We start from the raw sequence: 22,881 nt of genomic DNA, 5'->3' as shown, positions 1-22,881 counted from the left end.
GTTGTCGGGGTCAGTTTGACTTGCGCCAACACCGTCAGGCCGGTCATGCTGATCCAATGCGACAAGCTTGGGTCGGTGTACCGTCGCTCAGGCGCGACAAGGGCAGTCCGGGTGCGGTTTGTCATGTCCCCTCCAACATCTCGGGCGGGAACAGCACAGCGCCTTCCATAATCCGTCGTTGCGTGCGAAAGGTCCCGGCCGAAATCGCCTCTGGCCCGGTTGGATGCATCTGAACATCGGCAGTTGTCGGCAGAACGCCCGAGGGGTTGCCAATCCTCAAGTCGCAACCATCCGGCTGCGCAATTGCATGGACCAGACTGCCGGGTATCTGGGCAGCGACGGCGGTACACATTGCACCGGTCAGGGTAATGGCGCGATGAAAATTCCCCATCGAGACCAACCTGACATTCAGATCATGAGTGTCGGGCCCATAACGGCTGGCGTCCAGAGCCGCGAAATCCTGCGGACCGGACAGCATGGCAACCTTTGGGCTGGAGGGTCGCACAGCCTCCAAATTGTGCGCCATGCCCATCCTGACAGCACCCGCACGCCGGATCTGCTCCATCTGCTTCACCAACTCGGGATCGCTGTCCAGATCCTGCGGCGCCTCGACCGCTCGCTTTCCCAAATCAGACGCACGCACAAACACCACCGGGTTCGCCGCGTCGATAAGCGAGACCTCAACAATGCCCAGCCCGTCCACCTGAACCCGATCAATGGCGTTCCCAGTCGGCAGAAGATGTCCGGTCCCTGCCCCACCGGGTGCCAGAAAATCAAGCGTCACCCTGGCCCCGGTGCCCGAGACGCCGGGAATGGTGAAATCGCCCTGCTCGACCACGTTGCCCGCGTGCACTGGAAAGCGGGCATGATAGATACTTTGGGTGTTGGTGCTATAGATGCGGACAAGCGCCTCGGTCTGGTCGGGGCTGACCTCAATCATCCCCTCTTCCACCGCAAACGGCCCCACGCATGAAGACATGTTTCCGCAGGCCGACCCATAGTCCGCGAGGGCCTCGGTCACCCCGATCTGGACAAAGGTATAGGCGACATCGGCATCTTCGCGGTCTGAGGGCTCGACAATAACCACTTTGGACACCGAGGACAGGCCACCCCCCATTCCGTCCAGCTGCCGTCCGTACGGGTCGGGGCTGCCCAATACATGCAGAAAGATACGGTCTCGGATCGCCTGGTCAGCGGGCAGATCAGCCGCATTAAACACCACCGCTTTCGAGGTTCCGCCGCGATAGAACGCGGCGCGTAAACGCGCGGGCATCACGCAGCCCCCGCCAGAAAGCTGCGGAAGGCCCGCGGCAGCAGCCCGCCCTCGGCAAATGTTGCGCGCTCGCCATCATTATACAGCCGAACCTCCAACGGCGTGGTCTCGGACCCGCCATCCCGGCGATGAATGGTCAGGGCGGCACAGGTCAGAGCGTCGTCAAGCGCAATATCATAGGTCTCCGAGCCATCCAGTTGCAGGGTTTTGCGGGTCACGCCTGCGGGAAAACACAGCGGGGCAATGCCCATGTTCACCAGGTTAGAGCGATGAATCCGCTCAAAACTTTCGGCAATCACCGCCCGAACCCCCGCCAGCCAAGGCGCTTTTGCGGCGGTGTCCCGGGACGAGCCACAGCCATATTCCTTCCCCCCGATCACAACAAGCTTCTGACCACGCGCCAGATAGGTCTCGATGGCCTGGTACATGCTTACGATAGTGCTCTCAGGCTCGATCCGGGTCCACGACCCCTCATGATCCGGGGTCATTTCATTACGCAGCCTGTAGTTGGCAAAGGTCGAACGGATGACCACGTCGGAACAGCCGCGTCGCGTACCGAATGAATTGAAATCCCGCGGCGCAACCCCATTTGCCTGCAGGTACTGACCCGCCTCGGATTCGGGTGTGATGATGCCCGACGGCGAAATGTGGTCGGTCGTGACACTGTCGCCCAGAATCGCCAAAGGACGTAATCCTTTCAGCGGTGCAATCCCGTCATGAGAGGGTTCGATCTGTTTCACGAAGGGCGGAAAACTCACATAGGTCGACGGCCCCCAGTCATACCTACCTGTCCCGGCATCCAGCGTGTTCCACTGATCGTTCACATCGCCAATGGCCGAATACGTGCTGCGAAACCCGTCGGGCGTGACATGCGTTTCGACGATATTCGCGACTTCCTCGGCCGATGGCCACAGCTCTGACAGCATCACCGGGGCGCCCGTTCGGTCAACACCAAGCGGCTCGGTCGTGATGTCCTTCAGAATCGTGCCCATCAGGGCATAGGCAACAACCAAAGGAGGCGACGCGATCATGTTCCGCGATGCCAGCGGGTGAATACGCCCGGCGAAATTCCGGTTGCCCGACAGAACCGCAACGCCCTTGATTTTGTTGTCCGTGATGGCCTTTTCGTGGGCCGGATGCAGCGGCCCCGACATTCCGTTGCAGGTCGAGCAGGAAAACGCGGCCACTTCAAATCCCAGCGCATCAAGCGGGTCTTGCAGGCCACTGTCCGCCAGATATTTCGCAACCACCCGCGACCCCGGCGCCAATGAGGTTTTGACATGCGGTTTAACAGTCAATCCGCGCGCCACCGCATTGCGCGCCAGCAGGCCCGCCAGCACCATGTTGCGGGGGTTCGCCGTATTGGTGCAGCTGGTAATGGCCGCGATGATCACGTCTGCGTCGCCGATGTCATGGTCAGTCCCCGCGACAGGCACGCGCCGCTCTGTTTCCCCGTCCAAGGTCAGGCGATCCGTCGCTGCGGTCAGATCAATGCGCTGTTCCGGGCGGGACGGCCCGGCCACCGAACGGCCAATACGGCCGAGGTCCAGCGTTACGACCTTGTCGTATTCGATTGCAGTATCCGCTCCGTCAGCCCACAGGTTTTGCGCCCGGCAATACGCCTCGGTCCGTTGCAGGTCCTGCCCTCTGCCGGTCTGACGCAGGTAGCCCAGGGTGCGTTCGTCCACCGGGCAGAACACCATGGTCGAGCCGTATTCAGGCGCCATATTGGCAATGGTTGCCCGGTCAGCCACGCCAAGCGTGTTGTACCCTGCCCCAAACAGCTCGACAAACGTGTCGACCACTCCGATGCCCCGCAGTTTTTCCGCCACCACCAATGCGATATCCGTGGCTGTGACGTCATCGGACGGCCTGCCGAGCACTTCCAGACCGATAACCCGGGGAACGTTGACAGGCGTTGTTTCTCCGAACAGCTGAGCTTCGGCTTCCAGCCCGCCGATGCCCCAGCCCATGATGCCCAGCGCGTTGATCATCGGCGTATGGCTGTCCGTACCCAGACAGGAATCCGGGATCAAAAGTGTCGAATCCTCGTTTGACGGGAGCACTGTCTGCCCCAGATATTCAAGATTGACCTGATGGCAGATCCCGCCGCCGGGCGGAATGACCCTGAGCCGGGGAAATCGCGCCGCGCAGGCCTTGAGAAAGGCAAAGCGTTCGCGGTTGACCTCAAACTCACGCTCCATGTTTTTTGTCAGGGCCAATTTGTCCGCCCAGTGATTGATCGACATCGAATGATCGATCACCAAATCCACAGGCAGGCTCATATCCACCACGGATGGATCGCCGCCCTGCTCTTCCAGCTTGTTGCGCATCGCCATGATGTCGATCAGGGCGGGAATCCCCAACATGTCGTGCAGCAACAACCGTGCAGGGCGAAACGGAACCGCCTGACCATTCCGTGCCAGAACAATCAAGGCCGCCGCGCCATCTGCGGAATGGCGGGCCGCGTTCTCGGCCAGAACGCGCAATGCGTAGGGAAGTTTGCGATATCCGTCACCCAGCATTGCGCAGTAGTCGACGGCGCGAAAAGGTGTTCCGGCAAGGGTCTTGTACTGCACGTCGGTTCTCCTGAATTTTTCCAAAGCTAGACAGGGATACCCAATTGCAGCAAGATGTGGCGAATACGATTTCACCTGACAGAACAACGATGGCACCCAATCGCACCGAATCCGTTGAGCGCGCCATGTCGATCCTCAGCGCGTTTTCCACGCAAAGGCCAAGCATGTCCCTGGCCGAACTTGCCGAAGAAACAGGTCTGCACAAAAGCACGATCCTGCGCCTGACAAACTCGATGGCGATTTACGGGTTCATCCAGCGCGATCAGGACGGGCAATTCAGCGTCGGACCCAGCGTGTGGCGTCTGGGCCTGATTTTTCGCCGCGATTTCACCAAACGTGAGCATGTTGCCCCCTCCCTGAAAATCCTTGTCGAGGCGACGGGTGAGACGGCATCATTCTACGTAAGAAATGGCAATGAACGTATATGTTTATATCGCGAGAATTCGCCCAATCTGCTGCGTTTTCATGTCGAAGAAGGCATGCGTTTGCAACTGTCAACGGGCGCCTCGGGGTTGGTCCTCAGCCATTTCTCAGGCGAGCCCGTCGATGACCTGACACGGTTCAACAAGAATGGAACCGTAAGTTCGGTTGGTCATACCAACCCGAATATCTCATCACTTTCCACTCCGGTCTTTGACAGTTCCGGTGCGCTAATGGGTGCTCTGACAGTCTCTGGTCTGGCCAACAGATTTGACGACGAAGCCCGCGCCAATGCAACGCCGCTTCTGGAGAGTCTGGCCCGGGGGCTGTCCGCCCATTAGCCGCATGATTTCACCAGATAGAACGCCAATCAACCACGCTTGCCAGATACAGACCGCCCCCGTAGTCAGATTGACAACCATGCAAACCCGGAGCCCGCCACGATGCTGAATCACGAGATCACCAAGGCTTTTCGCCAACGCCTGAACACAGGCGGGGCGGTTTTGATGCCGGGGGCAGCCAATGCGCTGGCTGCGCGAATGATCGACCAGTTGGGGTTCGAAGCGCTGTATATCTCGGGCGCGGGCCTGACCAACAGCTATCTCGGCATGCCGGACCTCGGGTTTGTTTCCCTACCCGAGATTGCGCAGCACACATCGGCCATTCGCAATGTCACGGACCTGCCCATCGTAGTTGACGCAGATACCGGGTTCGGCAATGCACTGAACGTCCATCACACGGTACGTACGCTGGAACGTGCGGGGGCCAGCGCCATTCAACTGGAAGATCAGGTGAATCCCAAGCGCTGCGGCCATTTTTCCGGCAAAGACGTGGTCGATCTGCCCGAGGCGCGCAGCCGGGTCAAGGCCGCCGTGGATGCACGACAAGACCCCAACTTTATGATCGTCGCCCGCACCGATGCTTGCGCGTCCCAGGGCCTGACCGCTGCCCTGGATCGGGCCGAGGCGTTTATCGAGGACGGGGCCGACATCACCTTTGTCGAGGCCCCGCGCTCGGTCGACGATATTCGCAGTATTCCCACCCGCTTGAACACCACGCCACAGTTGATCAATCTGGTCGTGGGCGGGAAAACCCCAATCGTTGATCTGGCAACACTGGACCAGATGGGATTTGCGTTGGTTCTGTACGCAAACGTGGCCCTTCAAGGCGCGCTGAAGGGTATGCACGACGCCCTGTCCATGTTGAAATCCGATGGACAAATGGACGAAAGCGGCCCGGTGGCGCGGTTTGAAACTCGGCAGAGTGCCGTGGCAAAAGCGTATTACGACGAGATGGAAAAGCGATACTCAAACGACTAGAGCCGGACGTGGTCGGGCCGTATTTCAACGGCCCAAGCTGACCACTGTGCAGGCTACATCTGATCTGCTGCAGATGTGACAGCTGCGCGGTTCAGGAATTTTGCGTGCGGGTTTTAAAACCCACAAGCGTCAGGTCATACCCAGCGCCTCTTTATACATCTCGATCACCGCCTCTTGCTCGGCAATATCGTCCTTGTCCCGCTTTCGCAGAGAAATGATGCTGCGCAGGGCTTTCACATCGTAGCCACGGGATTTGCTTTCGGCATACACCTCTTTGATCTGATCGGCGATATCCTTCTTTTCCAGCTCCAGACGCTCGATCCGCTCTACAAACTGGCGCAATTCGCCAGAGGTCACGCGGTAGTTCGCGGCGGCCTGATCTTCGGTGATATCTTCCATATGCGTCTCTCCAAAAGGCTGAAAAACCGGTGCCGGGGCATCGGGCAATGATCCGGATACAGCGCCCCCGCCTCAACTGCAAGCGTCCTTTCGACCCCTTCGCCTTGTGCCGACGGCACTGATCCGCTAAGCGCGGAACGAGGTTTTCGAATGAGCGTGAGGGACCATGTTCGACATTATGGTTTGGTTTGGCGCAGCCCTTTCGCTGGCAGGGCTGTGCGGTCTGGTCTGGTGTATCCTGCGCGTGATGAAAGCACGGAAATCCGGGCTTTCTGATGATGACTTGCGTGCGGTTGTTCAGGCCGTGTTGCCGTGGAACATGGCCTCGCTTTTTCTGTCTGTCATCGGATTGATGCTGGTCATCCTCGGTATCTCCTTCGGATGACCGCAGCCTTCAGATCGGCATATTGTCGAACCGGGCTTCCAGCGCATCTTCGCACAGTGCCGCATCCAACCTGCGCAGTCGGGAAGGGATATGCATACCCTGCGCCCGCATCCGGTCCAAAACCTGACTAACGCTGGGCTGCAATGCCAAACGCGTATCCAGACAAGCACCTTTCAGCTTTTGCTCTAGTTGTTCCGCTTCTGAATATAAATCCTGAGTAGTCATCTGCGTCCTCCCAAACGGTGCCTGTATCGACGATATATGTAACGAAAATAAGATCACCATGAGACTCGCTGAACTCTCTTCAATTTCCTGCCAACATGGCATGAAAATCGGCAATTCACCGCGAGTCGGTTAACTCTTACGCGAAAAGCCACCGAATTGCCTTGATGGACATCAATTCGTGATTTGGAAATTTCGTCACATTCCGCTATCAATATGTGAAAGCAACTTGTGGGAGGATCGGATGACGCCCGAAATAACAGCTTTTTTTGACGCGCAGACAAACACCGTTTCCTACATTGCCCAGGAGCCTCAGGGACGCGCATGTGCAATCATCGACAGTGTTCTGGATTTCGATCACGCGTCGGGCCGGACCGATACCACATCGGCCGATCAGATCATCGACCATGTCACCAAACACGAATTGAGGGTCGAATGGATACTGGAAAGTCACGTGCATGCGGATCACTTGTCCGCAGCCCCCTATCTGCAGCAGAAACTGGGCGGCAAAATCGGTATCGGTGAAAAGATCGTCGTCGTTCAGGACACCTTTGGCAAAGTCTTCAACGAAGGGACCGAGTTCCAGCGCGACGGCAGCCAGTTCGACGCGCTGTTTTCCGAGGGCGACAGTTTCCACATCGGCCAGATGCGTGCCGATGTGCTGCACACTCCGGGCCATACCCCGGCCTGCATGACTTATGTCATCGGTGATGCGGCTTTTGTGGGCGACACGCTTTTCATGCCCGATTTCGGAACCGCCAGATGCGATTTTCCCGGCGGGTCATCGGCCGATCTTTATAACTCAATCCAGAAAATCCTGTCGCTGCCGGACCAGACACGCATCTTCGTCGGGCATGATTACAAGGCACCCGGTCGCGACGAATATGCCTGGGAAACCACCGTGGGCGAGCAGAAAGCGCTGAATGTCCATATCGGTCAGGGCCGCAGCATCGAAGAATTTGTCGAGATGCGCGATGCCCGCGATGCAACGCTGGCCATGCCACGTCTGATCCTGCCTTCGCTGCAGGTGAATATGCGCGCGGGCCAAATGCCTCCGGCGGACGAAAAGGGCGATGTTTTCATGAAATTACCTGTGAACAAACTGTGACATCGGGCCAGACGACAAGAGGGTAACACAGATGAATATTGAATGGGTTTGGGGCCTGGTTGGCGGGCTGCTGATCGGGCTGGCTGGCGCGGTTTATCTGCTCGGAAACGGGCGCATTATGGGTGCCAGTGGCATTCTGAGTGATCTGCTCGCACCCCAGAGCAATTCGGGTCGCGGTGAGCGGATTGCATTTGTTACCGGTCTGATCGGGATGCCTTTGCTTTTGCGCCCCCTGATATCCCCGCACGCCGAAACACATCTGACCGGCGATTTCGCCGTTATCATCATCGCCGGACTTTTGGTGGGCGTCGGGACGCGGATCGCCAACGGATGCACCTCGGGGCACGGAGTATGCGGCATCTCGCGTTTGTCGCTGCGCGGTATCGTGGCAACCGTGTTTTACATTCTGGCCGGGGGTGTGACCCTGGTCCTGTTCCGGCACATGTTGGGGGTGATCTGATGCGCGGTATATTGGCCTTTATCGCCGGCTCTTTGTTCGGAACCGGACTTCTGGTTTCCGGCATGACGGATACCACCAAAGTACAAGGGTGGCTGGATGTCTTCGGGGCCTGGGACCCAACCCTTGCATTCGTGATGGGCGGCGCAATCATTCCCATGGCGATTGCCTGGCAAATGACCCGGAGCCGCACGCCTCTGGTCGGCGGGCAGTTTCCGTCCGCACCGCGGGTTGAGCTGGATCGGCGGCTGATCGTCGGCTCGGTCCTGTTTGGTATGGGATGGGGGTTGGCCGGTCTGTGCCCCGGACCCGCAATGGCCTCGCTCAGCTATGGCGGTTCAGGTGGCGTCGTTTTTCTGGCGGCCATGATTGCAGGTATGTTTGCGGCACCGAAACTGGGCGCACAACTGGACAGGATGGCCAGCGCGGCCTAATCAATTGTCATGGAGATTCGCCCGATTACCCCCCGCTATGCCGTCTCGCCGCAGATTACGGTCGAGGACGTGCCAGCCATCGCCGAGGCAGGATTTGTCAAGGTGATCTGCAACCGCCCGAACAGTGAAGTTCCGCCCGACATTCAATCTGATGCCATCGGTCAGGCGGTGCGCGCTGCCGGAATGGAATATGAAGTTCTGGAACTGACCCACCAGACTATGACGCCCGAAAATGTGTCCCTTCAGCGTGATCTGGCTGAAAGCTGCAGCGGCCCGGTCTTGGCCTATTGCGCTTCGGGCACACGCTGCTCGGTCGTGTGGGCGCTGGGACAATGTGACCGGCTGAGCACGGATGAAATCCTCGACGCCACTGGCAAGGCCGGGTATGCGCTGGATCAATTGCGCCCGACGCTGGATCAGCTGCGCGGCAACGGCAGTTAGTCGGCATGCTCCGGGCCATTCAGGCCCGCAAGTTGAGTAATTTCAGCCAGCATGTTTTCCGGCTTGTCCGCAAGCACAACATCATGTGGTGCATCCGATGCGGCAATACCGTCCTTGGGTCCGTCACTTGCGGGCTCGGCTATCGCTTGCACGGTCTTTTCAGGCAAAGGCCGCGATGGTTTGCTGGCCATGAAACCAGCCTGTTCCGGTTCAGGCAACGGCGTCAACGATGCAAGTTCGTTCACCCGGACTGCGCGCCAGCCGCGGCATTGACCAAGACGCCCGACGGACGCGCAAGAGCGATCAATCGCCAGAACCTCGATCCCGTCCAGCCTGGCATTGGGAAGCGGCAGCACATCCCCGGCCTTTAGCCCTGTCAGCGTTGCAAAGGGCAAGGGCAGGCGACTGATCACTGCGTTCAGATCCGCCCTAATCATACCGGTGGCCTGCTCCAGACGCATGGCGGCAACCCCGTCCGCTTCATCCTCGTGATCCTCTGGTCGTTCGGGCAGCATCACGCAAAGTTGCCCCTGCCGGACGCCACCGGCCAGTTCGAATGTCAGGTCAAAGACGCGGTACGCGTCCGCAACCAAAGCTAGCGTCAGGGCGCGCATGTTTTCCGGGCGGGCAACAAACTCCATCCCTGACAGGCTGGCCTGATCCGATGGTGCCTCAACCAGATTTAACGCGCGTTCCAGCATATTCTCGATCAGCGGGGCGACCATCGCGGCATCTGTGTCAGTAAATGGTCGAGGCTGTGGTGGAGCGTTCAGAACTGTGGAAATCGTCTGTTGCTGCACAATCGCGGACACGCAACTCGGGTCGAGACAGACAGCCGCAACATGATTTTCCGCCGCCGAAAGCAACAGCATCAGCCACCCGTCTTGGACCACTGCGGCAAGGTCGTCCTGAACCCTGCGCGTGTGCTTGACGCCGATGACGGACAGGGGCAACCCGATCCCCTCGCCCGCCGCGCGAGCAAGACCTAAACGCAAGGCCCTGAGGATCGGGCGGGACGCTTCATCAACACTGTCATGGATGACAGAGAGTTTGCGCGCCAACGCCGGGTTGACCTGTTTCGACATTCGGTGGAACCGCCAGTGAAATCCGTTTCTCGGACCTGTTTACCCCAGCGAAGGTTACAATTGTCTTTATGCGCTCACTGCGCGGCTTGCTGATACGCAAGCGGCAGGCTGACACGGAAGGCGGCCCCGCCCTGACCCGGCAGATAGGTGACCTCACCCCCAAGACGCTGCATAATCTCGCGGCAGATCGCCAGTCCCAGCCCGGCACCGCCCGCCTTGTCCGACCCCACGCGGGCAAATTTCTCGAAGATCATCGACTGCGCATCCGCCGGGATACCACTGCCATTGTCGACGAAATCAACCACCGCCTGCCCGCCCACGTCGTGCGCCGAGATCGTCAGGCATGCGTCATCCGAATCACAGTATTTCTGGGCGTTCGAAATGAGATTGATGAACACCTGCCCTAACCGGTCCAGATCGGTATGGAGCGGGATACGTTCCGCAGGCCGGACCCGGCGTACGGAAAGTTGCCTGTCCCCCCCCGCCAGCGCACTCGAAACCGCCCGATCCAGAACCGCGCTGAGGGTACCGTCGCCCATATTCAGGCTGACCTGCCCGCTTTCCAGAACGCTCAGATCAAGCAGATCGTCCAGCAGGCGCGTCAGGCGCAAAGCCTCGTCGTAAATGATGGCCGCGTACCGCGTCTGTTCGACCGGGTCCAGGCCGTCCGTGTCGCGCAGAATCTCGGAAAACGCACGGATCGAGGTCATTGGCGTGCGCAGTTCATGGCTGACCTGACTGAGGAAGGCGTCCTTCTGCATGGAAACCTGCGTCAGTTTCCCGTTCGCCTCGCGCAGTTGACGCGCGGTCCGGCTCAGCTCGGCGGATTTCGCTTCGAGCTGGCTTGAATATTCCAGCAATTGCGCGGATTCGTCGGCCACGGCCAGCAGGTCTTCGACCGAAACGGACGAACCGCCAACAATCTGACCAATCATCGCATGGGCCGCCGCCGCCCCGACCGAGCCACTCAGTTCCCGTTCCAGACGCTCCAGAAATGCAGGCGTGGGTTCCGGCAAGCGCCCCGGCCTTCCACCTTGTCGGCTGGCTTCGGCTTGAAAGAAATCCTGCGCTGGGGCGGCGCCAAGAATCCGCTGCGTCATGATCATCAGGTCTTCGCTTTGCGCCACCGAACCGGTCCATCCCCGGGGGGCAGCAGAATGATCGAACACGTTGACGAACTGCGCCCCTTGCAGACGCTCCAACGGGCTGGGAAAACTCAGCAGCGAGGCAACGCAGAAAGCAATTGTGTTCAAAGACAAAGACCACATGACCGTGTGCACCAACGGATCGATGCCTTCGATCCCAAACAACGCCTGTGGCCGCAACCATCCCCATCCGAACAGGCCGTGTTCAATAATCGGCTGCGCAAGCAGACCCCCGCCCACCCCAGGCAGCAACAGCGTGTATATCCAGATGCCGAAACCGACGCTCAACCCGACCAGCGCCCCCGTACGCGTCGCCCCACGCCAGAACAAACCACCGACCAGAGCCGGCAGAATTTGCGATATCCCGGCAAACGCAACCAATCCGATCGAGGCCAGCGCCGCACCGCCGCCCGACAGACGGTAGTAGTAATAACCCAGTGCCATGATCACCGCGATGGATACCCGCCGCGCCAGCAGAACGATGTTGCGCACGTCGCCCGACACCGACCCTGACCCTTCCTGCGTGTTCAGCCAGATCGGCATGACAACATGATTCGACACCATCGTCGACAGCGCCATGGCCGTGACGATCACCATGGACGTGGCCGAGGAAAAGCCCCCGATAAAGGACAGCATCGCCAGCCAGTCATTGCCTTGTGACAGCGGGACCGTCAGCACGAACAGGTCCGGGTTCGAACCTGGGGGCAACAGATCAAGACCGACAACCGCAATCGGGACGACAAACAGGCTCATCAACAACAGGTACAGCGGAAAGGCCCAGGCGGCGGTGCGCAAGTGGCTTTCGTCATCATTCTCGACGACCATGACCTGAAACATCCGGGGCAGGCAGACAAATGCGGCAGCAGACAGAAAGATCAGCGTCGTCCAGCGTCCGGTATCCACGTGCCATTGACCAATTTCCGAGGCGTCAATGCGCTCCATCATGGGTCCAAATCCGCCCGCGACCCCCCAGACGACAAAAATCCCGACGGCCAGAAGCGCAACCAGCTTGACCACCGATTCCAGCGCAATGGCCGTGACGACGCCATGGTGCCGTTCATTCGCATCCAGATTGCGTGTACCAAACAGAATGGCAAAGATAGCAAGCCCGGCGGCGACCCAGAACACGCTCGACCCTTCGCGATAGAGGCCGGTCGGATCCGCTTCGGCGAAGATCGAAAAAGACAACGTGATCGATTGCAGTTGCAGCGCAATGTAAGGCGTGCCGCCGAGGACCGCCAGAATCGTGACACAGATTGCAAGTGTGTTCGACTTGCCGTAGCGCGAGGAAATCAGGTCAGCGATTGAGGTCACGCGCTGGCTCCGTCCGATGCGAACCAGTTTCCGCAATCCCCACCACCAACTGAGCATCACCAGTGTCGGGCCCAGATAGATCGTCACGAACTCCAGCCCCGAGCGCGCAGCGTTTCCAACTGCGCCATAAAACGTCCAGGCAGTGCAATAGATCGACAGGGACAAGGTGTAGATCAAAGGGGATCGCAACCATTTTCCCCGTCCGGCAGCGGCCATGCGATCTGCAATGAAGGCCACGCCAAACAACAGCACAACATATCCCAGACACACCAGGATCAGGATGTTCAGCGTCGCCATGACCCGTTCTCCGACTCGGCGGTGTCCGTCGCGGACAATCGTCTGGCGGCAATTCCAAAGACAAGGCTGATCAAGATCATCGCGCCCCAGCAGGCGAAAATGTAGAATATGGCCGATGAAAGTGGAAGCGCAGACGCCCCGTCATCAGCATCCGGCCAGAGCAACGGCAGAGCAATCATCCCCGCCCCCAGAAACGGCAACAACCGGGCCGCGTCCGCAAGTCTGCGCCTGCGATAACTTTGCCGCTCCAGAAACAACGAAGGGCGGGCCGGCGACGGGCGTTCGGCTTCGTCCCGATGTTGTGTCATGACCTGGACGCCTGCGCGTGCAGATCGCGCACTGCGGTCAGAACTTCGGTATTGGAAAAGGGCTTGGTCATGAACCGGCTGACCCCGGCCTGCTCGGCCATCTCGCGGTCGCGCAATTGGCCGCGGGCCGTCAGCATCAGGACGGGGAGGTCCTGCATATCTTGGATTTCCCGCAAGTCACGCAAAATGTCCATTCCACTTTTGCCCGGCAACATCACGTCCAGAATCACCAAATCAGGCTGCGTCGCCAGAATGACTTTAACCGCATCGCTGCCTTCGGCATGAGTTTCGACCAGCCACCCCTCACGGGTCAGCAAAAACCGAATGGCCTCGGTGATGTTCGGCTCATCCTCAATCAGCAGAACCTTTCGGCTCATATGTTCAGTTCCTCCCCATGACCGGCCCCTCGTTCGGTCATCCGTTATGCCCAGACTAATCACGCCACCCGGAAACTGTCAAAAACCTTCGCTTAGAATCGACGGTTCGCGACGCGACGCGCAATCGTTTTTGGGACAAATCCGGCAACTGGCCCCGGCATGGGTCGTTGTTGGATTCGGAGGGATGCTCTCTTCAACGGGCATTACCAGCATCACCGAACGATATACCGGCTCGGCATCGAACCCGGTTGCCGCCTCGGGCAAGGCAATGGCGAAACACTCAAATTCCGCCGTGCTGCGCCCCACCTGCACGATGCGCTTCCGAATCGGCACCAGAGGGCGGTTCAGCGCCGTGAAGGCAGGCCATAACGGGCAGGTTTCCCCGTGGCGCGGCAATGCAAACCCCGCTGTTGGCTTGAAAAACAGAATGCTTCCCGAGGCATCGCACACCACCAGACCCGCCGGGCGCGGCAACATCCCTTCGGGCAAACAGGCAAGCCGACGCAGCACCCTGGCCAGACTGACCGAGAACACCGAAGCCAGAGCCAGAGGGTCAAGCGGCCCGTCTTCCAACGCCGCCTGAACCCGCGCCAGAGGCATCGCCCGCGCGTCCGACGCGTAGATCGCCAGCAATTCTTCGGCTAATGTGCGCGCAGCCCCGGTGCCCAACGCGGTCAGCGCGATGTCCTCCGGGGTTCCATCCGCCTCAAGCTGAGGGAAGTGATAGCTGTGATCGGCAAAAAACGCCTCGACCTCATCAGTCGGAACACCGCGCTGCTCACCGCTGCCTCCGGTATCGTCCAAATACGCTACCAGCGCCTTCGAGCTTTCAGCCAGACGTTCCGCATCCTGATTGAGGTTGCGATGGAACCGGTCGCGCCATTCGGCTTCGATCTCGCCGGGCTCTGCCAGAATCGCCGCCGTCGAGCGGATTGCCGCCGCCGTTGACAGAACCTCGTGCATCGAGGCTGCCAAATGAGGGTCATGCGTCAGGCGATCGGACAAAATCTCGACCGTGCGTTCCAGCGAAACCACACGACGGTGCATTTGCGCCAAGACACCCGCCCAACCGGGAAACCGTCCGGCAAATTCGTCCATCCCGTTCAGTTCGGCCTGATGGCCAACCGCCTCCGCGGCGGCTTCGCGCAGCGCGGAAAGAAGCGTTTCCTCAACACCTTGCGTCAGCAGTGAAGGTTCAACCGACAATGCGCCCGCGATGTCGATCAACAGCTTTCCCCCGATACGGCGCTTATTGTGCTCGATCAGGTTCAGATAGGACGCGGATATCCCGACCTGTCGCGCCAGTTGTGCCTGCCGCAGCCCCGAGATCTGGCGTCTTTCGCGAATACGGCTTCCGGTCAATGTGCTCCGCATGAATTTGGAACCCCAAGATAACCTGTTTTCAGAATAACCAAATAACTATCGCGGTTTGCCACGTAATTTTCAAACACCTTTTACATCATTTACAATACACTCGATTTCGTCACGTGCGCGAAATCGGATAATACGCCGCGCTGCCCCTTCTCAATCCAGGCAATACGCGTCACCATAGGTATATGAGCGATCCTGCTTTCGAATATGCGCCAATCGGGCTTGTCGAGCTTGAAAACCGGATCATCCGCCGCTGCAATCTGCAATTTGCACGCACCTTTGGCGGCGATGAGGCCGAGTATCGCAATATGCCTTTGCTGCATCTGTACCCGTCGGTTGCAGATTGGGAACGGATCGGTGCGCGCAGCCTGCAGATCATGCGGGACACCGGGTATTACACGGACGAGCGGGTCATGCGGCGACGCACCGGGGACCTGTTCTGGTGCCGTGCACGCGGGCGGTCACTGACCCCGGACGACCCTTTCCGCCATGGGATCTGGAGCTTTTCCGACATCTCGGAAGAGAGGCCACTGGTCGAATTGACGACGCGCGAACGCGAAGTGGCGATCCTGTCCTGTCGGGGGTTGTCGGCCAAGGAGATCGGCGTCGAACTGGGCCTGAGTTATCGAACCATTGAGGCCTATCGCGCACGGTTGCTAGAGAAATTCGGGGCACGGAAGCTGCCTGAACTGGTGGCGAAACTCTCGGGAATGCCCTTATGAGGCTTCCAGCCCAGGAATCTTGTGCAAAAACCACTATCAGACCCGTTCAGACCTGCTTTTCATGGCCGGGCGCATGGCTTATAACGCTGCGTAATCAGACCAGAGCCCGCTTCGCATAGACGGGCCTAAGGGGAACCTTCGAGGATACTCATGACAGATACCAAACACGAAGCGGATGTGGCGTTCATCAAAGCCTTGGCCGAACTGCTGCGCGAAAACGATCTGACCGAATTGCAGGTCAAGCGTGAGTATGGCGAAGAAGACAGCCTGAATGTGCGGGTCAGCCGTGCCATGCAGGCCGCCCCCGCGCCGGTTCAGGTTGCGGTGCCTGCCGCCGCCCCGGCCGCAGCGCCCGCCATTGCTGCGGCCCCCGCAGCCCCTGCCGAGGCTGCAGCCGCATCCGAGGATCCGGCCAGCCACCCCGGTGCCGTTACCTCGCCGATGGTGGGCACCGTTTATATGCAGCCCGAACCCGGCGCTCCTGCGTTCATCTCGGTCGGTGCCTCGGTGTCCGAAGGCGACACCCTGCTGATCGTTGAAGCGATGAAAACCATGAACCACATTCATGCGCCCAAGTCGGGCACCGTCAAACGCGTTCTGGTGGCGGATGGCGATGCCGTGGAATTCGGCACGCCTCTGGTCATCGTTGAGTAAGGCGGGACCATGTTCGACAAAATCCTGATTGCCAACCGAGGCGAGATCGCCCTGCGCGTGATCCGTGCCGCGCGCGAGATGGGGATTGCGACGGTCGCCGTGCACTCCACCGCCGACAGCGACGCGATGCATGTGCGTATGGCTGACGAGTCGGTGTGTATCGGCCCCCCGCCCAGCCCGCAAAGCTATCTGTCGGTGCCCGCGATTATTTCGGCCTGCGAGATCACCGGCGCGCAGGCGATCCATCCCGGCTATGGCTTCTTGTCCGAGAATGCCGAGTTCGTGCAGATCGTCGAAGATCACGGCATCACGTTCATCGGCCCCACCGCCGAGCATATCCGGGTGATGGGCGACAAGATCACTGCCAAGGACACCATGAAAGCGCTTGGCGTTCCTTGCGTGCCCGGCTCGGACGGCGGGGTTCCAACGCTGGCTGATGCCAAGCGGATCGGTGAGGAATTCGGCTATCCCGTCATCATCAAGGCCACCGCCGGCGGTGGCGGGCGCGGCATGAAAGTCGCGCAAAGCGCTGATGAGATGGAAAGCGCCTTCATGACCGCGCGGGCCGAGGGCAAAGCCGCCTTTGGCAATGACGAGGTCTATATCGAGAAATACCTCACCACACCGCGCCATATCGAGATCCAGGTTTTTGGCGACGGCAAGGGCAAAGCGGTGCACTTGGGCGAGCGTGACTGTTCGCTGCAACGTCGCCACCAGAAGGTGTTCGAAGAGGCTCCCGGCCCCGCGATCAGCCCGGAAGAGCGGGCCAAGATCGGCAAAATCTGTGCCGACGCCGTGGCCAAGATCAACTATATCGGCGCGGGCACCATCGAGTTTCTGTACGAAAACGGTGAGTTCTATTTCATCGAAATGAACACCCGCCTGCAGGTCGAACACCCTGTCACCGAAGGCATCTTCGGCGTCGATCTGGTGCGCGAACAAATCCGCGTCGCCGCTGGCGAAGAGATGTCGTTCGGCCAGGACGACCTTGAGATCAACGGCCACGCCATCGAGGTTCGGATCAACGCCGAGAAACTGCCCAACTTCTCGCCCTGCCCCGGCAAGATCACCGCGTATCACGCTCCGGGCGGTCTGGGTGTTCGGATGGATTCGGCGCTTTATGACGGATACTCGATCCCACCCTATTACGACTCGCTGATCGCGAAACTGATCGTGCAGGGCCGCGACCGGGACGAGGCGCTGGCGCGTTTGAACCGCGCCCTGGGTGAGTTGATCGTCGACGGCATCGATACCACCGTGCCGTTGTTCCATGCGCTGCTGCAGGAAAAGGACATCCACAGTGGTGATTACAATATCCACTGGCTGGAACGCTGGCTTGCGGAGAATATGGCCCAATGATTTTGCGGGGTCGGAGAGCAAAGGCTTTCCGACCCTAGGTTTGCCCGAATGCGCCTGACCTCCGACCTTCTTCTGCACGGCTACTCGATCGGTATTTTTCCGATGGCCGAACACCGCGAAGCGTCCGAGCTGTTCTGGGTCGACCCCAAACTTCGCGGCGTCTTTCCTCTGGATGGGTTCCACATCTCGCGCAGTCTTGCGCGGCGCATTCGCAACTGCAGCTTCACTGTCGATATCAATCGGGACTTTGCCGCAGTCGTTGACGGGTGTGCAGACCGGACCGACACGTGGATCAACGAAGAACTACGTGAATTGTACCAAGAACTGCACCGTTCAGGCCACGCGCACTCGCTGGAAATCCGCGATCATGAGAGGCTTGTCGGCGGTGTGTACGGCGTGGCGCTCGGGGCCGCGTTTTTTGGTGAAAGCATGTTCTCGCGCAAAACTGACGCCTCAAAGATCGCGCTGGCCTATTTGGTGGATCGCCTACGTCAGACAGGGTTCCATTTGTTCGACACCCAATTTCTGACCGCGCATCTGGCTTCGCTGGGAGCAATCGAAATCCCCCGCACACAATACCGGCTTGAGCTGGAGGACGCATTAAACGCAAGTGCGGACTTCAACGCCGAAATATGTCAGTCGCCGGAAGGGGTTATACAGCGGATCACCCAAACGTCATAACGGGAATGATCCAACGCGTTCAATGCCGGAGACGTGGCAATCATCCACCCGTCAAACAGTTGATCCGACTTGCCATTTTCCCAAATCGTCAGATAGGCAAAAGCATCGCCGGTCGGGTTGTCAACGGGGTACCGGCAATCGCCCAAAGCCACATCCAGGCCAAACACCGGTTGGGTCTGACCATTTTGCATTTCAATGTCGATGGTCTGTCCGCTGACCTTGTCCAAACCCCGCAGCATAGCGCCGGGACCCGACTGAACCTTTTGCTGGGCTGACACACCCGTGGCCGCGAAGAACGCGACCATCACGGCAAAACGCATCATTCGCCGCCATCTCCGGCCACGAATTTGACCAATAGCGAGATCAGGCTGACCGCGCCTTGAGTGTCTTCGACCTGATCACCGGCTTCGAAATAGAACGGAGATCCTCCGGGCATCACCTCGACAAAGTTACCGCCAAGCAGCCCCTCGGAGGAGATCACAATCGCGCTGTCATCTGGCACCAGAATCCCGTCCGAGATCGTGAATGTCGTATCCGCCCGATAGGTGTCAGAGTTCAGCGTAACCCCGGTAACGGTGCCAATCTTGACCCCCGCAAGACGCACATCAGTCCCCACGCCGACACCTTCAAGCGAGCGGAACGAGGCGCCAAGCTCATATCCGCCACTGCTTTGCGACAGACCGGTGGATTGGCTGGCGTAAACACCAAAAGCTACGGCACATGCCAAAACGGCGCCACCAACAAGGACTTCGGTTACGTTATAAGTCGACATCGCGCGCCTCGTCTATTCCGGGCTCCAGGCCTCATAATCCGTGCGTTCAAGCGGATCAGGACGACGCAACGATCCTGCCGGCGCATATGCCAGCGCCGTGCCCGTCAGATTCTCCTGATGCGGTTTTTCCCAGGATTTGTGTTGCAAGGGCTTGTCCGTTGGTGGTTCATCCCAAGTCCGGTGCAGCCAGCCATGCCAATCAGGGTCGATCCGGCTTGCCTCGGCCTCGCCATTGAAGATTACCCAGCGTTTGCTGTCATCTTCCGTACGATAGAACACATTGCCTTCATTGTCTTCGCCGACCTTGACGCCGTTTCGCCTGGTATAGATCTGAGTATTCAAAGTGGCCCCGTTCCACCAGGTCACGGCCCGCAACAAACTGTTCACAATACCCATCAGGTGCCTCCGGCAATTCTGTTCCCGCAGATATGGACTAAAGGCTGTCTGAGGTCCAGTCCCACAACAGTCACATGCCCTATTCCGGCAACTTTGCCGTCACTTCAATTTCAATCCGGTATTTCGGGTCGATCAATCCGCATTCGATCATCGTAGCGGCAGGCGGACTGGCCCCGAAAACCTCAGAAAGTATCGGCCAGCAGATCTCGAATTCTCGACGGTCCGGCAGCATGTAGGTCACGCGCACCACATCGGAAAAGCTTGCGCCTGCCTCTGTCAAAGCCGCGCCAATGGTTTCCAACGCAGACCGGCATTGAGCAACAACAGTCTCACCCTGCCCAACAGTACCAGCAACGTGAACCCAACCACCGGCAACCACTGCACGACAATATCCGGCTTTCGCCTCAAACTCGCCCCCGGAAGATATGCGCTTGATCGCCATGGCTTTAATGAAATCTTCGTTCTGATGGACAATCAATTTGCGAGGCTCTGCCTCGCGCTCCGGGATATTTATAGCCAGATGAAGAACGGATCCCCAGCTTCATCTTTTTCGAAGTACTCCGGGGGAGTCGCGGCTTGCCGCGGCGGGGGCAGAGCCCCCAACAGCTTATCCGATCTCACCACAGTCAGTAGCTTCAAGCGGACTCCTGGCTCGCATCGGCATAGATGATCAGCGGTTGAGAATCCGAGGTCACCGCTTCCTCATTCACGACGACCTCGGTTACGTTTTTCATACCCGGCAGTTCGAACATTGTATCCAGAAGAATGTCTTCCAGAATTGACCTCAACCCGCGCGCGCCGGTCTTGCGTTCAATCGCTTTTTTGGCAATGGCTTTCAGGGCATCGTCTGTAAACGCCAGTTCCGCATCTTCCAGCTCAAATAACCTCTGGTATTGCTTTACCAGCGCGTTTTTGGGTTTCGTCAGGATCGTGACCAGAGCATCCTCATCCAGATCTTCCAGTGTCGCAAGAACCGGCAGGCGACCAACAAATTCAGGGATCAGGCCGAATTTCAGCAGGTCTTCGGGCTCAAGTTCCTTGAAGATTTCGCCCACGCCGCGGTCATCGTTGTCACGCACATCGGCGCCAAACCCCATGGCCGAGCCCTTGCCCCGCTGCGCGATGATTTTGTCCAGACCGGCAAATGCACCGCCACAGATGAACAGGATGTTTGTCGTGTCCACCTGCAGAAACTCCTGCTGGGGATGCTTGCGGCCGCCTTGTGGCGGGACACTGGCTACGGTGCCCTCCATCAGTTTCAGCAAGGCCTGCTGCACGCCCTCACCGGAAACATCCCGGGTGATCGACGGGTTTTCAGATTTACGAGTGATCTTGTCGACCTCGTCAATATAGACGATGCCTCGTTGCGCGCGTTCAACGTTGTATTCGCTGGCCTGCAACAGCTTGAGAATGATGTTCTCGACATCTTCACCCACATAACCGGCCTCGGTCAGGGTGGTTGCATCGGCCATCGTGAACGGTACATCCAGAATCCGAGCCAGCGTTTGCGCCAGCAATGTTTTGCCACAACCAGTGGGGCCGATCAGCAGGATGTTCGACTTTGCCAGTTCAATATCGCTGCCCGCTTTCTGGGCGTGGTTCAGACGCTTATAATGGTTGTGGACTGCAACGGACAAAACCCGCTTGGCAGTGGCCTGACCGATCACGTAATCGTCCAGAACCTCGCAGATATCTTTTGGGGTCGGAACACCATCGCTGGATTTCAGGCCGCTGGCCTTCGTCTCTTCGCGGATGATGTCCATACACAGCTCAACGCATTCGTCACAGATAAACACTGTGGGACCGGCAATCAGCTTGCGCACCTCATGCTGGCTTTTGCCACAGAAGCTGCAATAGAGCGTGTTTTTGCCGTCTCCGCCTGAATTCGTCGCCATGTTTTACCTTTCGGGCTTCGTCCCAGCGCCCCGTTCAGAAAGCGCACTTGCCGCAGCTTAGGCCACCGCCGGGGCGGCCACAATCTCAAAATGTGCCCCGCAGGAAACGCGCGGCACCTTAGTCTCACGCGTCATCGCCATCCATCTTGGCACGGTTTTCGACGATTTCGTCGATATGCCCCCAGTCTTTTGCTTCTTCCGGGCTCATGAAATTGTCACGATCCAGCGCTTTTTCAACCGCCTTTTTGGTCTGACCCGTATGACGCACGTAAATGTCATACAGGCGATCCTTCAGCTTTTGCGTCTCGGCCGCGTGGATCATGATATCGCTCGCCTGACCCTGATAGCCGCCGCTGGGCTGGTGCACCATGATGCGGCTGTTGGGCAGCGAGAACCGCATACCTTTTTCGCCCCCGGCCAGCAGCACCGATCCCATTGACGCTGCCTGACCGATTACCAAAGTTGAACATTTCGGCTTGATGTACTGCATTGTGTCATAGATCGAGAGGCCACTGGTCACCACGCCACCCGGCGAGTTGATATAGATCGAAATTTCCTTGTTCGGGTTCTCCGCCTCAAGATGCAGCAGCTGCGCCACAACAAGGTGGCTCATCCCATCATGAATCGGGCCGTTGATGAAAATGATCCGCTCTTTCAACAGGCGCGAAAAGATGTCGTAGGCCCGCTCACCCCGGCTGGTCTGTTCGACCACCATGGGAACGAGCGTATTCATATAGGTGTCTACTGGATCGAACATTCTGAACCTGCCTGCTTTGCTGTGGATCGGGACCTTACCCGAAGAACTGTTACCCGAGTCTTAGTGCCGCCACCGAGGGGCTGCAAGGGGTGCTGCGCGATCCGCCTTTTCTTGGTGCAGCCTGTGCCATTTGCTGTGACGCAACCCGACCCGATCAGCCAGAGCACGCCCGCGTCAGCTCCCCGGCACCCACGAACCCATCACGCTATTTTGATCCGTGCATATGGTTACAGATGCTCAGAATATGTTTGAATGCACTGTACCACTTTCGAAACTTACAGCGATCAAAGAACGAGCAAGGAACTGCAAGATGGCGCTTTCAAATCTGTCTGGGGAGGGGACCTCGGGCACATACGATCTGATGGCCGACAACGCGACACGGGCATCGAATTTTCTCAAGGCGATAAGCCACGAAGGCCGCCTAATGATCCTGTGCCACCTGGTATCCGGGGAAAAATCCGTCACCGAGCTGGAAGAGCTTCTGGCCGCCCGTCAGGCTGCGGTGTCGCAGCAATTGTCCCGCCTCAGGCTTGAAGGACTTGTGATTCCGCGCCGCGAAGGCAAGGCGATCTTCTATCGGCTTGCGGATGACCGACCCTTGCGCATCCTCGAAGTGGTTTATGATCTGTTTTGCGAAAGCAAATAGCCCCACCCCATTCAATCGGAACCGCATTGCAGACTGTATTTGCGCAACTCGTGCGGTATTCAGCA

General features: G+C 58.7%; 27 protein-coding genes. 12 read left to right on the top strand and 15 right to left on the bottom strand.

Features of this window, described 5'->3' with window-relative positions; genetic code table 11:
- Window positions 1-121: 121 nt before the first annotated feature.
- Both ACRZ9X_RS08955 and acnA read right to left on the bottom strand, forming a co-directional pair.
- Window positions 122-1,273, bottom strand: a complete 1,152-nt coding sequence (locus ACRZ9X_RS08955; protein ID WP_480517916.1) for a PrpF domain-containing protein — start codon at window positions 1,271-1,273, stop codon at window positions 122-124.
- Complete coding sequence (gene acnA, locus ACRZ9X_RS08950) at window positions 1,273-3,852, bottom strand: aconitate hydratase AcnA (RefSeq protein WP_480517914.1); 2,580 nt, start codon at window positions 3,850-3,852, stop codon at window positions 1,273-1,275. The genes ACRZ9X_RS08955 and acnA overlap by 1 nt, the downstream gene beginning before the upstream one ends.
- Window positions 3,853-3,941: 89 nt before the next feature.
- On the opposite strand from acnA, the gene ACRZ9X_RS08945 reads away from it, so the two are divergent.
- Both ACRZ9X_RS08945 and ACRZ9X_RS08940 read left to right on the top strand, forming a co-directional pair.
- Window positions 3,942-4,613 carry an IclR family transcriptional regulator gene (locus ACRZ9X_RS08945; protein WP_480517912.1) on the top strand — a complete coding sequence of 224 codons (672 nt, stop codon included), beginning with the start codon at window positions 3,942-3,944 and terminating at the stop codon, window positions 4,611-4,613.
- A 102-nt stretch (window positions 4,614-4,715) separates the two neighbouring features.
- A complete protein-coding gene (locus ACRZ9X_RS08940) occupies window positions 4,716-5,591 on the top strand; it encodes an isocitrate lyase/PEP mutase family protein (protein ID WP_480517910.1) in 876 nt (291 codons plus the stop codon).
- A gap of 129 nt (window positions 5,592-5,720) precedes the next feature.
- On the opposite strand, the gene ACRZ9X_RS08935 is transcribed toward ACRZ9X_RS08940, so the two are convergent.
- A complete protein-coding gene (locus ACRZ9X_RS08935) occupies window positions 5,721-5,990 on the bottom strand; it encodes a DUF2312 domain-containing protein (RefSeq protein ID WP_480517908.1) in 270 nt (89 codons plus the stop codon).
- Window positions 5,991-6,156: 166 nt separating this feature from the next.
- On the opposite strand from ACRZ9X_RS08935, the gene ACRZ9X_RS08930 reads away from it, so the two are divergent.
- A complete protein-coding gene (locus tag ACRZ9X_RS08930; RefSeq protein ID WP_480517906.1) occupies window positions 6,157-6,375 on the top strand; it encodes a hypothetical protein in 219 nt (72 codons plus the stop codon).
- A gap of 9 nt (window positions 6,376-6,384) precedes the next feature.
- Here the strand turns inward: ACRZ9X_RS08930 and ACRZ9X_RS08925 are convergent, their stop codons facing one another.
- On the bottom strand, window positions 6,385-6,600 hold the full coding sequence (locus ACRZ9X_RS08925) for a hypothetical protein (protein WP_480517904.1): 216 nt from the start codon (window positions 6,598-6,600) through the stop codon (window positions 6,385-6,387).
- Window positions 6,601-6,841: 241 nt separating this feature from the next.
- Here ACRZ9X_RS08925 and ACRZ9X_RS08920 point away from each other — a divergent pair, with 241 nt between their 5' ends.
- Genes ACRZ9X_RS08920 through ACRZ9X_RS08905 form a run of 4 tightly spaced genes read left to right on the top strand, consistent with a single transcriptional unit; the run spans window position 6,842 to window position 9,037 of the window.
- Window positions 6,842-7,705 carry an MBL fold metallo-hydrolase gene (locus tag ACRZ9X_RS08920; protein WP_480517902.1) on the top strand — a complete coding sequence of 288 codons (864 nt, stop codon included), beginning with the start codon at window positions 6,842-6,844 and terminating at the stop codon, window positions 7,703-7,705.
- 31 nt (window positions 7,706-7,736) lie between these two features.
- The gene (locus ACRZ9X_RS08915) at window positions 7,737-8,165 is read left to right on the top strand and encodes a YeeE/YedE family protein (protein WP_480517900.1); all 429 of its coding nucleotides are present in this window, start codon (window positions 7,737-7,739) and stop codon (window positions 8,163-8,165) included.
- The gene (locus tag ACRZ9X_RS08910) at window positions 8,165-8,596 is read left to right on the top strand and encodes a DUF6691 family protein (RefSeq protein ID WP_480517898.1); all 432 of its coding nucleotides are present in this window, start codon (window positions 8,165-8,167) and stop codon (window positions 8,594-8,596) included. Before ACRZ9X_RS08915 ends, ACRZ9X_RS08910 begins: the two co-directional genes overlap by 1 nt.
- A gap of 9 nt (window positions 8,597-8,605) precedes the next feature.
- Entirely contained in the window at window positions 8,606-9,037 is a 432-nt protein-coding gene (locus ACRZ9X_RS08905) for a protein tyrosine phosphatase family protein (RefSeq protein ID WP_480517896.1), read from the top strand.
- Here the strand turns inward: ACRZ9X_RS08905 and ACRZ9X_RS08900 are convergent.
- From ACRZ9X_RS08900 to ACRZ9X_RS08880, 5 genes are all read right to left on the bottom strand, one after another.
- On the bottom strand, window positions 9,034-10,122 hold the full coding sequence (locus ACRZ9X_RS08900; RefSeq protein WP_480517894.1) for a FliM/FliN family flagellar motor switch protein: 1,089 nt from the start codon (window positions 10,120-10,122) through the stop codon (window positions 9,034-9,036). The genes ACRZ9X_RS08905 and ACRZ9X_RS08900 overlap by 4 nt on opposite strands.
- Window positions 10,123-10,196: 74 nt before the next feature.
- Window positions 10,197-12,878: an ATP-binding protein gene (locus ACRZ9X_RS08895; protein WP_480517892.1), complete on the bottom strand. Its 2,682-nt coding sequence runs from the start codon at window positions 12,876-12,878 to the stop codon at window positions 10,197-10,199.
- Window positions 12,866-13,186: a hypothetical protein gene (locus ACRZ9X_RS08890; RefSeq protein WP_480517890.1), complete on the bottom strand. Its 321-nt coding sequence runs from the start codon at window positions 13,184-13,186 to the stop codon at window positions 12,866-12,868. The genes ACRZ9X_RS08895 and ACRZ9X_RS08890 overlap by 13 nt, the downstream gene beginning before the upstream one ends.
- Window positions 13,183-13,563, bottom strand: a complete 381-nt coding sequence (locus ACRZ9X_RS08885; protein ID WP_480517888.1) for a response regulator transcription factor — start codon at window positions 13,561-13,563, stop codon at window positions 13,183-13,185. Before ACRZ9X_RS08885 ends, ACRZ9X_RS08890 begins: the two co-directional genes overlap by 4 nt.
- 78 nt (window positions 13,564-13,641) lie before the next feature.
- On the bottom strand, window positions 13,642-14,937 hold the full coding sequence (locus tag ACRZ9X_RS08880) for a helix-turn-helix domain-containing protein (RefSeq protein ID WP_480517886.1): 1,296 nt from the start codon (window positions 14,935-14,937) through the stop codon (window positions 13,642-13,644).
- Between the two features lie 182 nt (window positions 14,938-15,119).
- On the opposite strand from ACRZ9X_RS08880, the gene ACRZ9X_RS08875 reads away from it, so the two are divergent.
- The 4 genes from ACRZ9X_RS08875 to aat all read left to right on the top strand — a co-directional run bounded on the left by ACRZ9X_RS08875 (window position 15,120) and on the right by aat (window position 18,350).
- On the top strand, window positions 15,120-15,656 hold the full coding sequence (locus ACRZ9X_RS08875; protein WP_480517884.1) for a helix-turn-helix transcriptional regulator: 537 nt from the start codon (window positions 15,120-15,122) through the stop codon (window positions 15,654-15,656).
- A gap of 150 nt (window positions 15,657-15,806) precedes the next feature.
- Window positions 15,807-16,310: an acetyl-CoA carboxylase biotin carboxyl carrier protein gene (gene accB / locus ACRZ9X_RS08870; protein ID WP_480517882.1), complete on the top strand. Its 504-nt coding sequence runs from the start codon at window positions 15,807-15,809 to the stop codon at window positions 16,308-16,310.
- Between the two features lie 9 nt (window positions 16,311-16,319).
- Window positions 16,320-17,669 carry an acetyl-CoA carboxylase biotin carboxylase subunit gene (gene accC / locus ACRZ9X_RS08865; RefSeq protein WP_480517880.1) on the top strand — a complete coding sequence of 450 codons (1,350 nt, stop codon included), beginning with the start codon at window positions 16,320-16,322 and terminating at the stop codon, window positions 17,667-17,669.
- Window positions 17,670-17,717: 48 nt separating this feature from the next.
- Entirely contained in the window at window positions 17,718-18,350 is a 633-nt protein-coding gene (gene aat / locus ACRZ9X_RS08860; protein WP_480517878.1) for a leucyl/phenylalanyl-tRNA--protein transferase, read from the top strand.
- On the opposite strand, the gene ACRZ9X_RS08855 is transcribed toward aat, so the two are convergent.
- From ACRZ9X_RS08855 to ACRZ9X_RS08830, 6 genes are all read right to left on the bottom strand, one after another.
- Entirely contained in the window at window positions 18,305-18,673 is a 369-nt protein-coding gene (locus ACRZ9X_RS08855) for a DUF2155 domain-containing protein (protein ID WP_480517876.1), read from the bottom strand. The two genes, aat and ACRZ9X_RS08855, sit on opposite strands and share 46 nt — an antisense overlap.
- Window positions 18,670-19,122: an outer membrane lipid asymmetry maintenance protein MlaD gene (mlaD, locus tag ACRZ9X_RS08850; protein ID WP_480517874.1), complete on the bottom strand. Its 453-nt coding sequence runs from the start codon at window positions 19,120-19,122 to the stop codon at window positions 18,670-18,672. Before mlaD ends, ACRZ9X_RS08855 begins: the two co-directional genes overlap by 4 nt.
- 12 nt (window positions 19,123-19,134) lie before the next feature.
- Entirely contained in the window at window positions 19,135-19,518 is a 384-nt protein-coding gene (locus tag ACRZ9X_RS08845) for an NADH:ubiquinone oxidoreductase subunit NDUFA12 (protein ID WP_480517872.1), read from the bottom strand.
- Between the two features lie 79 nt (window positions 19,519-19,597).
- Complete coding sequence (locus ACRZ9X_RS08840) at window positions 19,598-19,960, bottom strand: RidA family protein (RefSeq protein ID WP_480517870.1); 363 nt, start codon at window positions 19,958-19,960, stop codon at window positions 19,598-19,600.
- A 193-nt stretch (window positions 19,961-20,153) separates the two neighbouring features.
- Entirely contained in the window at window positions 20,154-21,413 is a 1,260-nt protein-coding gene (gene clpX, locus ACRZ9X_RS08835; protein ID WP_480517868.1) for an ATP-dependent Clp protease ATP-binding subunit ClpX, read from the bottom strand.
- Window positions 21,414-21,537: 124 nt separating this feature from the next.
- Entirely contained in the window at window positions 21,538-22,170 is a 633-nt protein-coding gene (locus tag ACRZ9X_RS08830) for an ATP-dependent Clp protease proteolytic subunit (RefSeq protein WP_170426621.1), read from the bottom strand.
- A 310-nt stretch (window positions 22,171-22,480) separates the two neighbouring features.
- Between ACRZ9X_RS08830 and ACRZ9X_RS08825 the strand changes: the two genes are divergently transcribed.
- Entirely contained in the window at window positions 22,481-22,816 is a 336-nt protein-coding gene (locus ACRZ9X_RS08825) for an ArsR/SmtB family transcription factor (RefSeq protein ID WP_480517866.1), read from the top strand.
- The last annotated feature ends 65 nt before the right edge of the window (window positions 22,817-22,881 follow it).

The sequence above is a fragment of the Ruegeria sp. AL1 genome (assembly GCF_056540905.1).
Note: the sequence above shows the minus strand (reverse complement) of the source record. Positions and strands in the feature narration are given on the sequence as shown.

What these genes read in the sequence shown, in the direction of transcription:
- ACRZ9X_RS08885 (WP_480517888.1), bottom strand. Translation starts at nt 13,563, where the DNA reads ATGAGCCGAAAGGTTCTGCTGATTGAGGATGAGCCGAACATCACCGAG.
- ACRZ9X_RS08940 (WP_480517910.1), top strand. Translation starts at nt 4,716, where the DNA reads ATGCTGAATCACGAGATCACCAAGGCTTTTCGCCAACGCCTGAACACA.
- ACRZ9X_RS08935 (WP_480517908.1), bottom strand. Translation starts at nt 5,990, where the DNA reads ATGGAAGATATCACCGAAGATCAGGCCGCCGCGAACTACCGCGTGACC.
- ACRZ9X_RS08920 (WP_480517902.1), top strand. Translation starts at nt 6,842, where the DNA reads ATGACGCCCGAAATAACAGCTTTTTTTGACGCGCAGACAAACACCGTT.
- ACRZ9X_RS08945 (WP_480517912.1), top strand. Translation starts at nt 3,942, where the DNA reads ATGGCACCCAATCGCACCGAATCCGTTGAGCGCGCCATGTCGATCCTC.
- ACRZ9X_RS08875 (WP_480517884.1), top strand. Translation starts at nt 15,120, where the DNA reads ATGAGCGATCCTGCTTTCGAATATGCGCCAATCGGGCTTGTCGAGCTT.
- clpX (WP_480517868.1), bottom strand. Translation starts at nt 21,413, where the DNA reads ATGGCGACGAATTCAGGCGGAGACGGCAAAAACACGCTCTATTGCAGC.
- ACRZ9X_RS08855 (WP_480517876.1), bottom strand. Translation starts at nt 18,673, where the DNA reads ATGATGCGTTTTGCCGTGATGGTCGCGTTCTTCGCGGCCACGGGTGTG.
- ACRZ9X_RS08845 (WP_480517872.1), bottom strand. Translation starts at nt 19,518, where the DNA reads ATGGGTATTGTGAACAGTTTGTTGCGGGCCGTGACCTGGTGGAACGGG.
- ACRZ9X_RS08890 (WP_480517890.1), bottom strand. Translation starts at nt 13,186, where the DNA reads ATGACACAACATCGGGACGAAGCCGAACGCCCGTCGCCGGCCCGCCCT.
- ACRZ9X_RS08930 (WP_480517906.1), top strand. Translation starts at nt 6,157, where the DNA reads ATGTTCGACATTATGGTTTGGTTTGGCGCAGCCCTTTCGCTGGCAGGG.
- aat (WP_480517878.1), top strand. Translation starts at nt 17,718, where the DNA reads ATGCGCCTGACCTCCGACCTTCTTCTGCACGGCTACTCGATCGGTATT.
- ACRZ9X_RS08910 (WP_480517898.1), top strand. Translation starts at nt 8,165, where the DNA reads ATGCGCGGTATATTGGCCTTTATCGCCGGCTCTTTGTTCGGAACCGGA.
- ACRZ9X_RS08900 (WP_480517894.1), bottom strand. Translation starts at nt 10,122, where the DNA reads ATGTCGAAACAGGTCAACCCGGCGTTGGCGCGCAAACTCTCTGTCATC.
- ACRZ9X_RS08905 (WP_480517896.1), top strand. Translation starts at nt 8,606, where the DNA reads ATGGAGATTCGCCCGATTACCCCCCGCTATGCCGTCTCGCCGCAGATT.
- ACRZ9X_RS08830 (WP_170426621.1), bottom strand. Translation starts at nt 22,170, where the DNA reads ATGTTCGATCCAGTAGACACCTATATGAATACGCTCGTTCCCATGGTG.
- accB (WP_480517882.1), top strand. Translation starts at nt 15,807, where the DNA reads ATGACAGATACCAAACACGAAGCGGATGTGGCGTTCATCAAAGCCTTG.
- accC (WP_480517880.1), top strand. Translation starts at nt 16,320, where the DNA reads ATGTTCGACAAAATCCTGATTGCCAACCGAGGCGAGATCGCCCTGCGC.
- ACRZ9X_RS08895 (WP_480517892.1), bottom strand. Translation starts at nt 12,878, where the DNA reads ATGGCGACGCTGAACATCCTGATCCTGGTGTGTCTGGGATATGTTGTG.
- ACRZ9X_RS08825 (WP_480517866.1), top strand. Translation starts at nt 22,481, where the DNA reads ATGGCGCTTTCAAATCTGTCTGGGGAGGGGACCTCGGGCACATACGAT.
- ACRZ9X_RS08840 (WP_480517870.1), bottom strand. Translation starts at nt 19,960, where the DNA reads ATGGCGATCAAGCGCATATCTTCCGGGGGCGAGTTTGAGGCGAAAGCC.
- ACRZ9X_RS08955 (WP_480517916.1), bottom strand. Translation starts at nt 1,273, where the DNA reads ATGCCCGCGCGTTTACGCGCCGCGTTCTATCGCGGCGGAACCTCGAAA.
- mlaD (WP_480517874.1), bottom strand. Translation starts at nt 19,122, where the DNA reads ATGTCGACTTATAACGTAACCGAAGTCCTTGTTGGTGGCGCCGTTTTG.
- ACRZ9X_RS08880 (WP_480517886.1), bottom strand. Translation starts at nt 14,937, where the DNA reads ATGCGGAGCACATTGACCGGAAGCCGTATTCGCGAAAGACGCCAGATC.
- ACRZ9X_RS08925 (WP_480517904.1), bottom strand. Translation starts at nt 6,600, where the DNA reads ATGACTACTCAGGATTTATATTCAGAAGCGGAACAACTAGAGCAAAAG.
- ACRZ9X_RS08915 (WP_480517900.1), top strand. Translation starts at nt 7,737, where the DNA reads ATGAATATTGAATGGGTTTGGGGCCTGGTTGGCGGGCTGCTGATCGGG.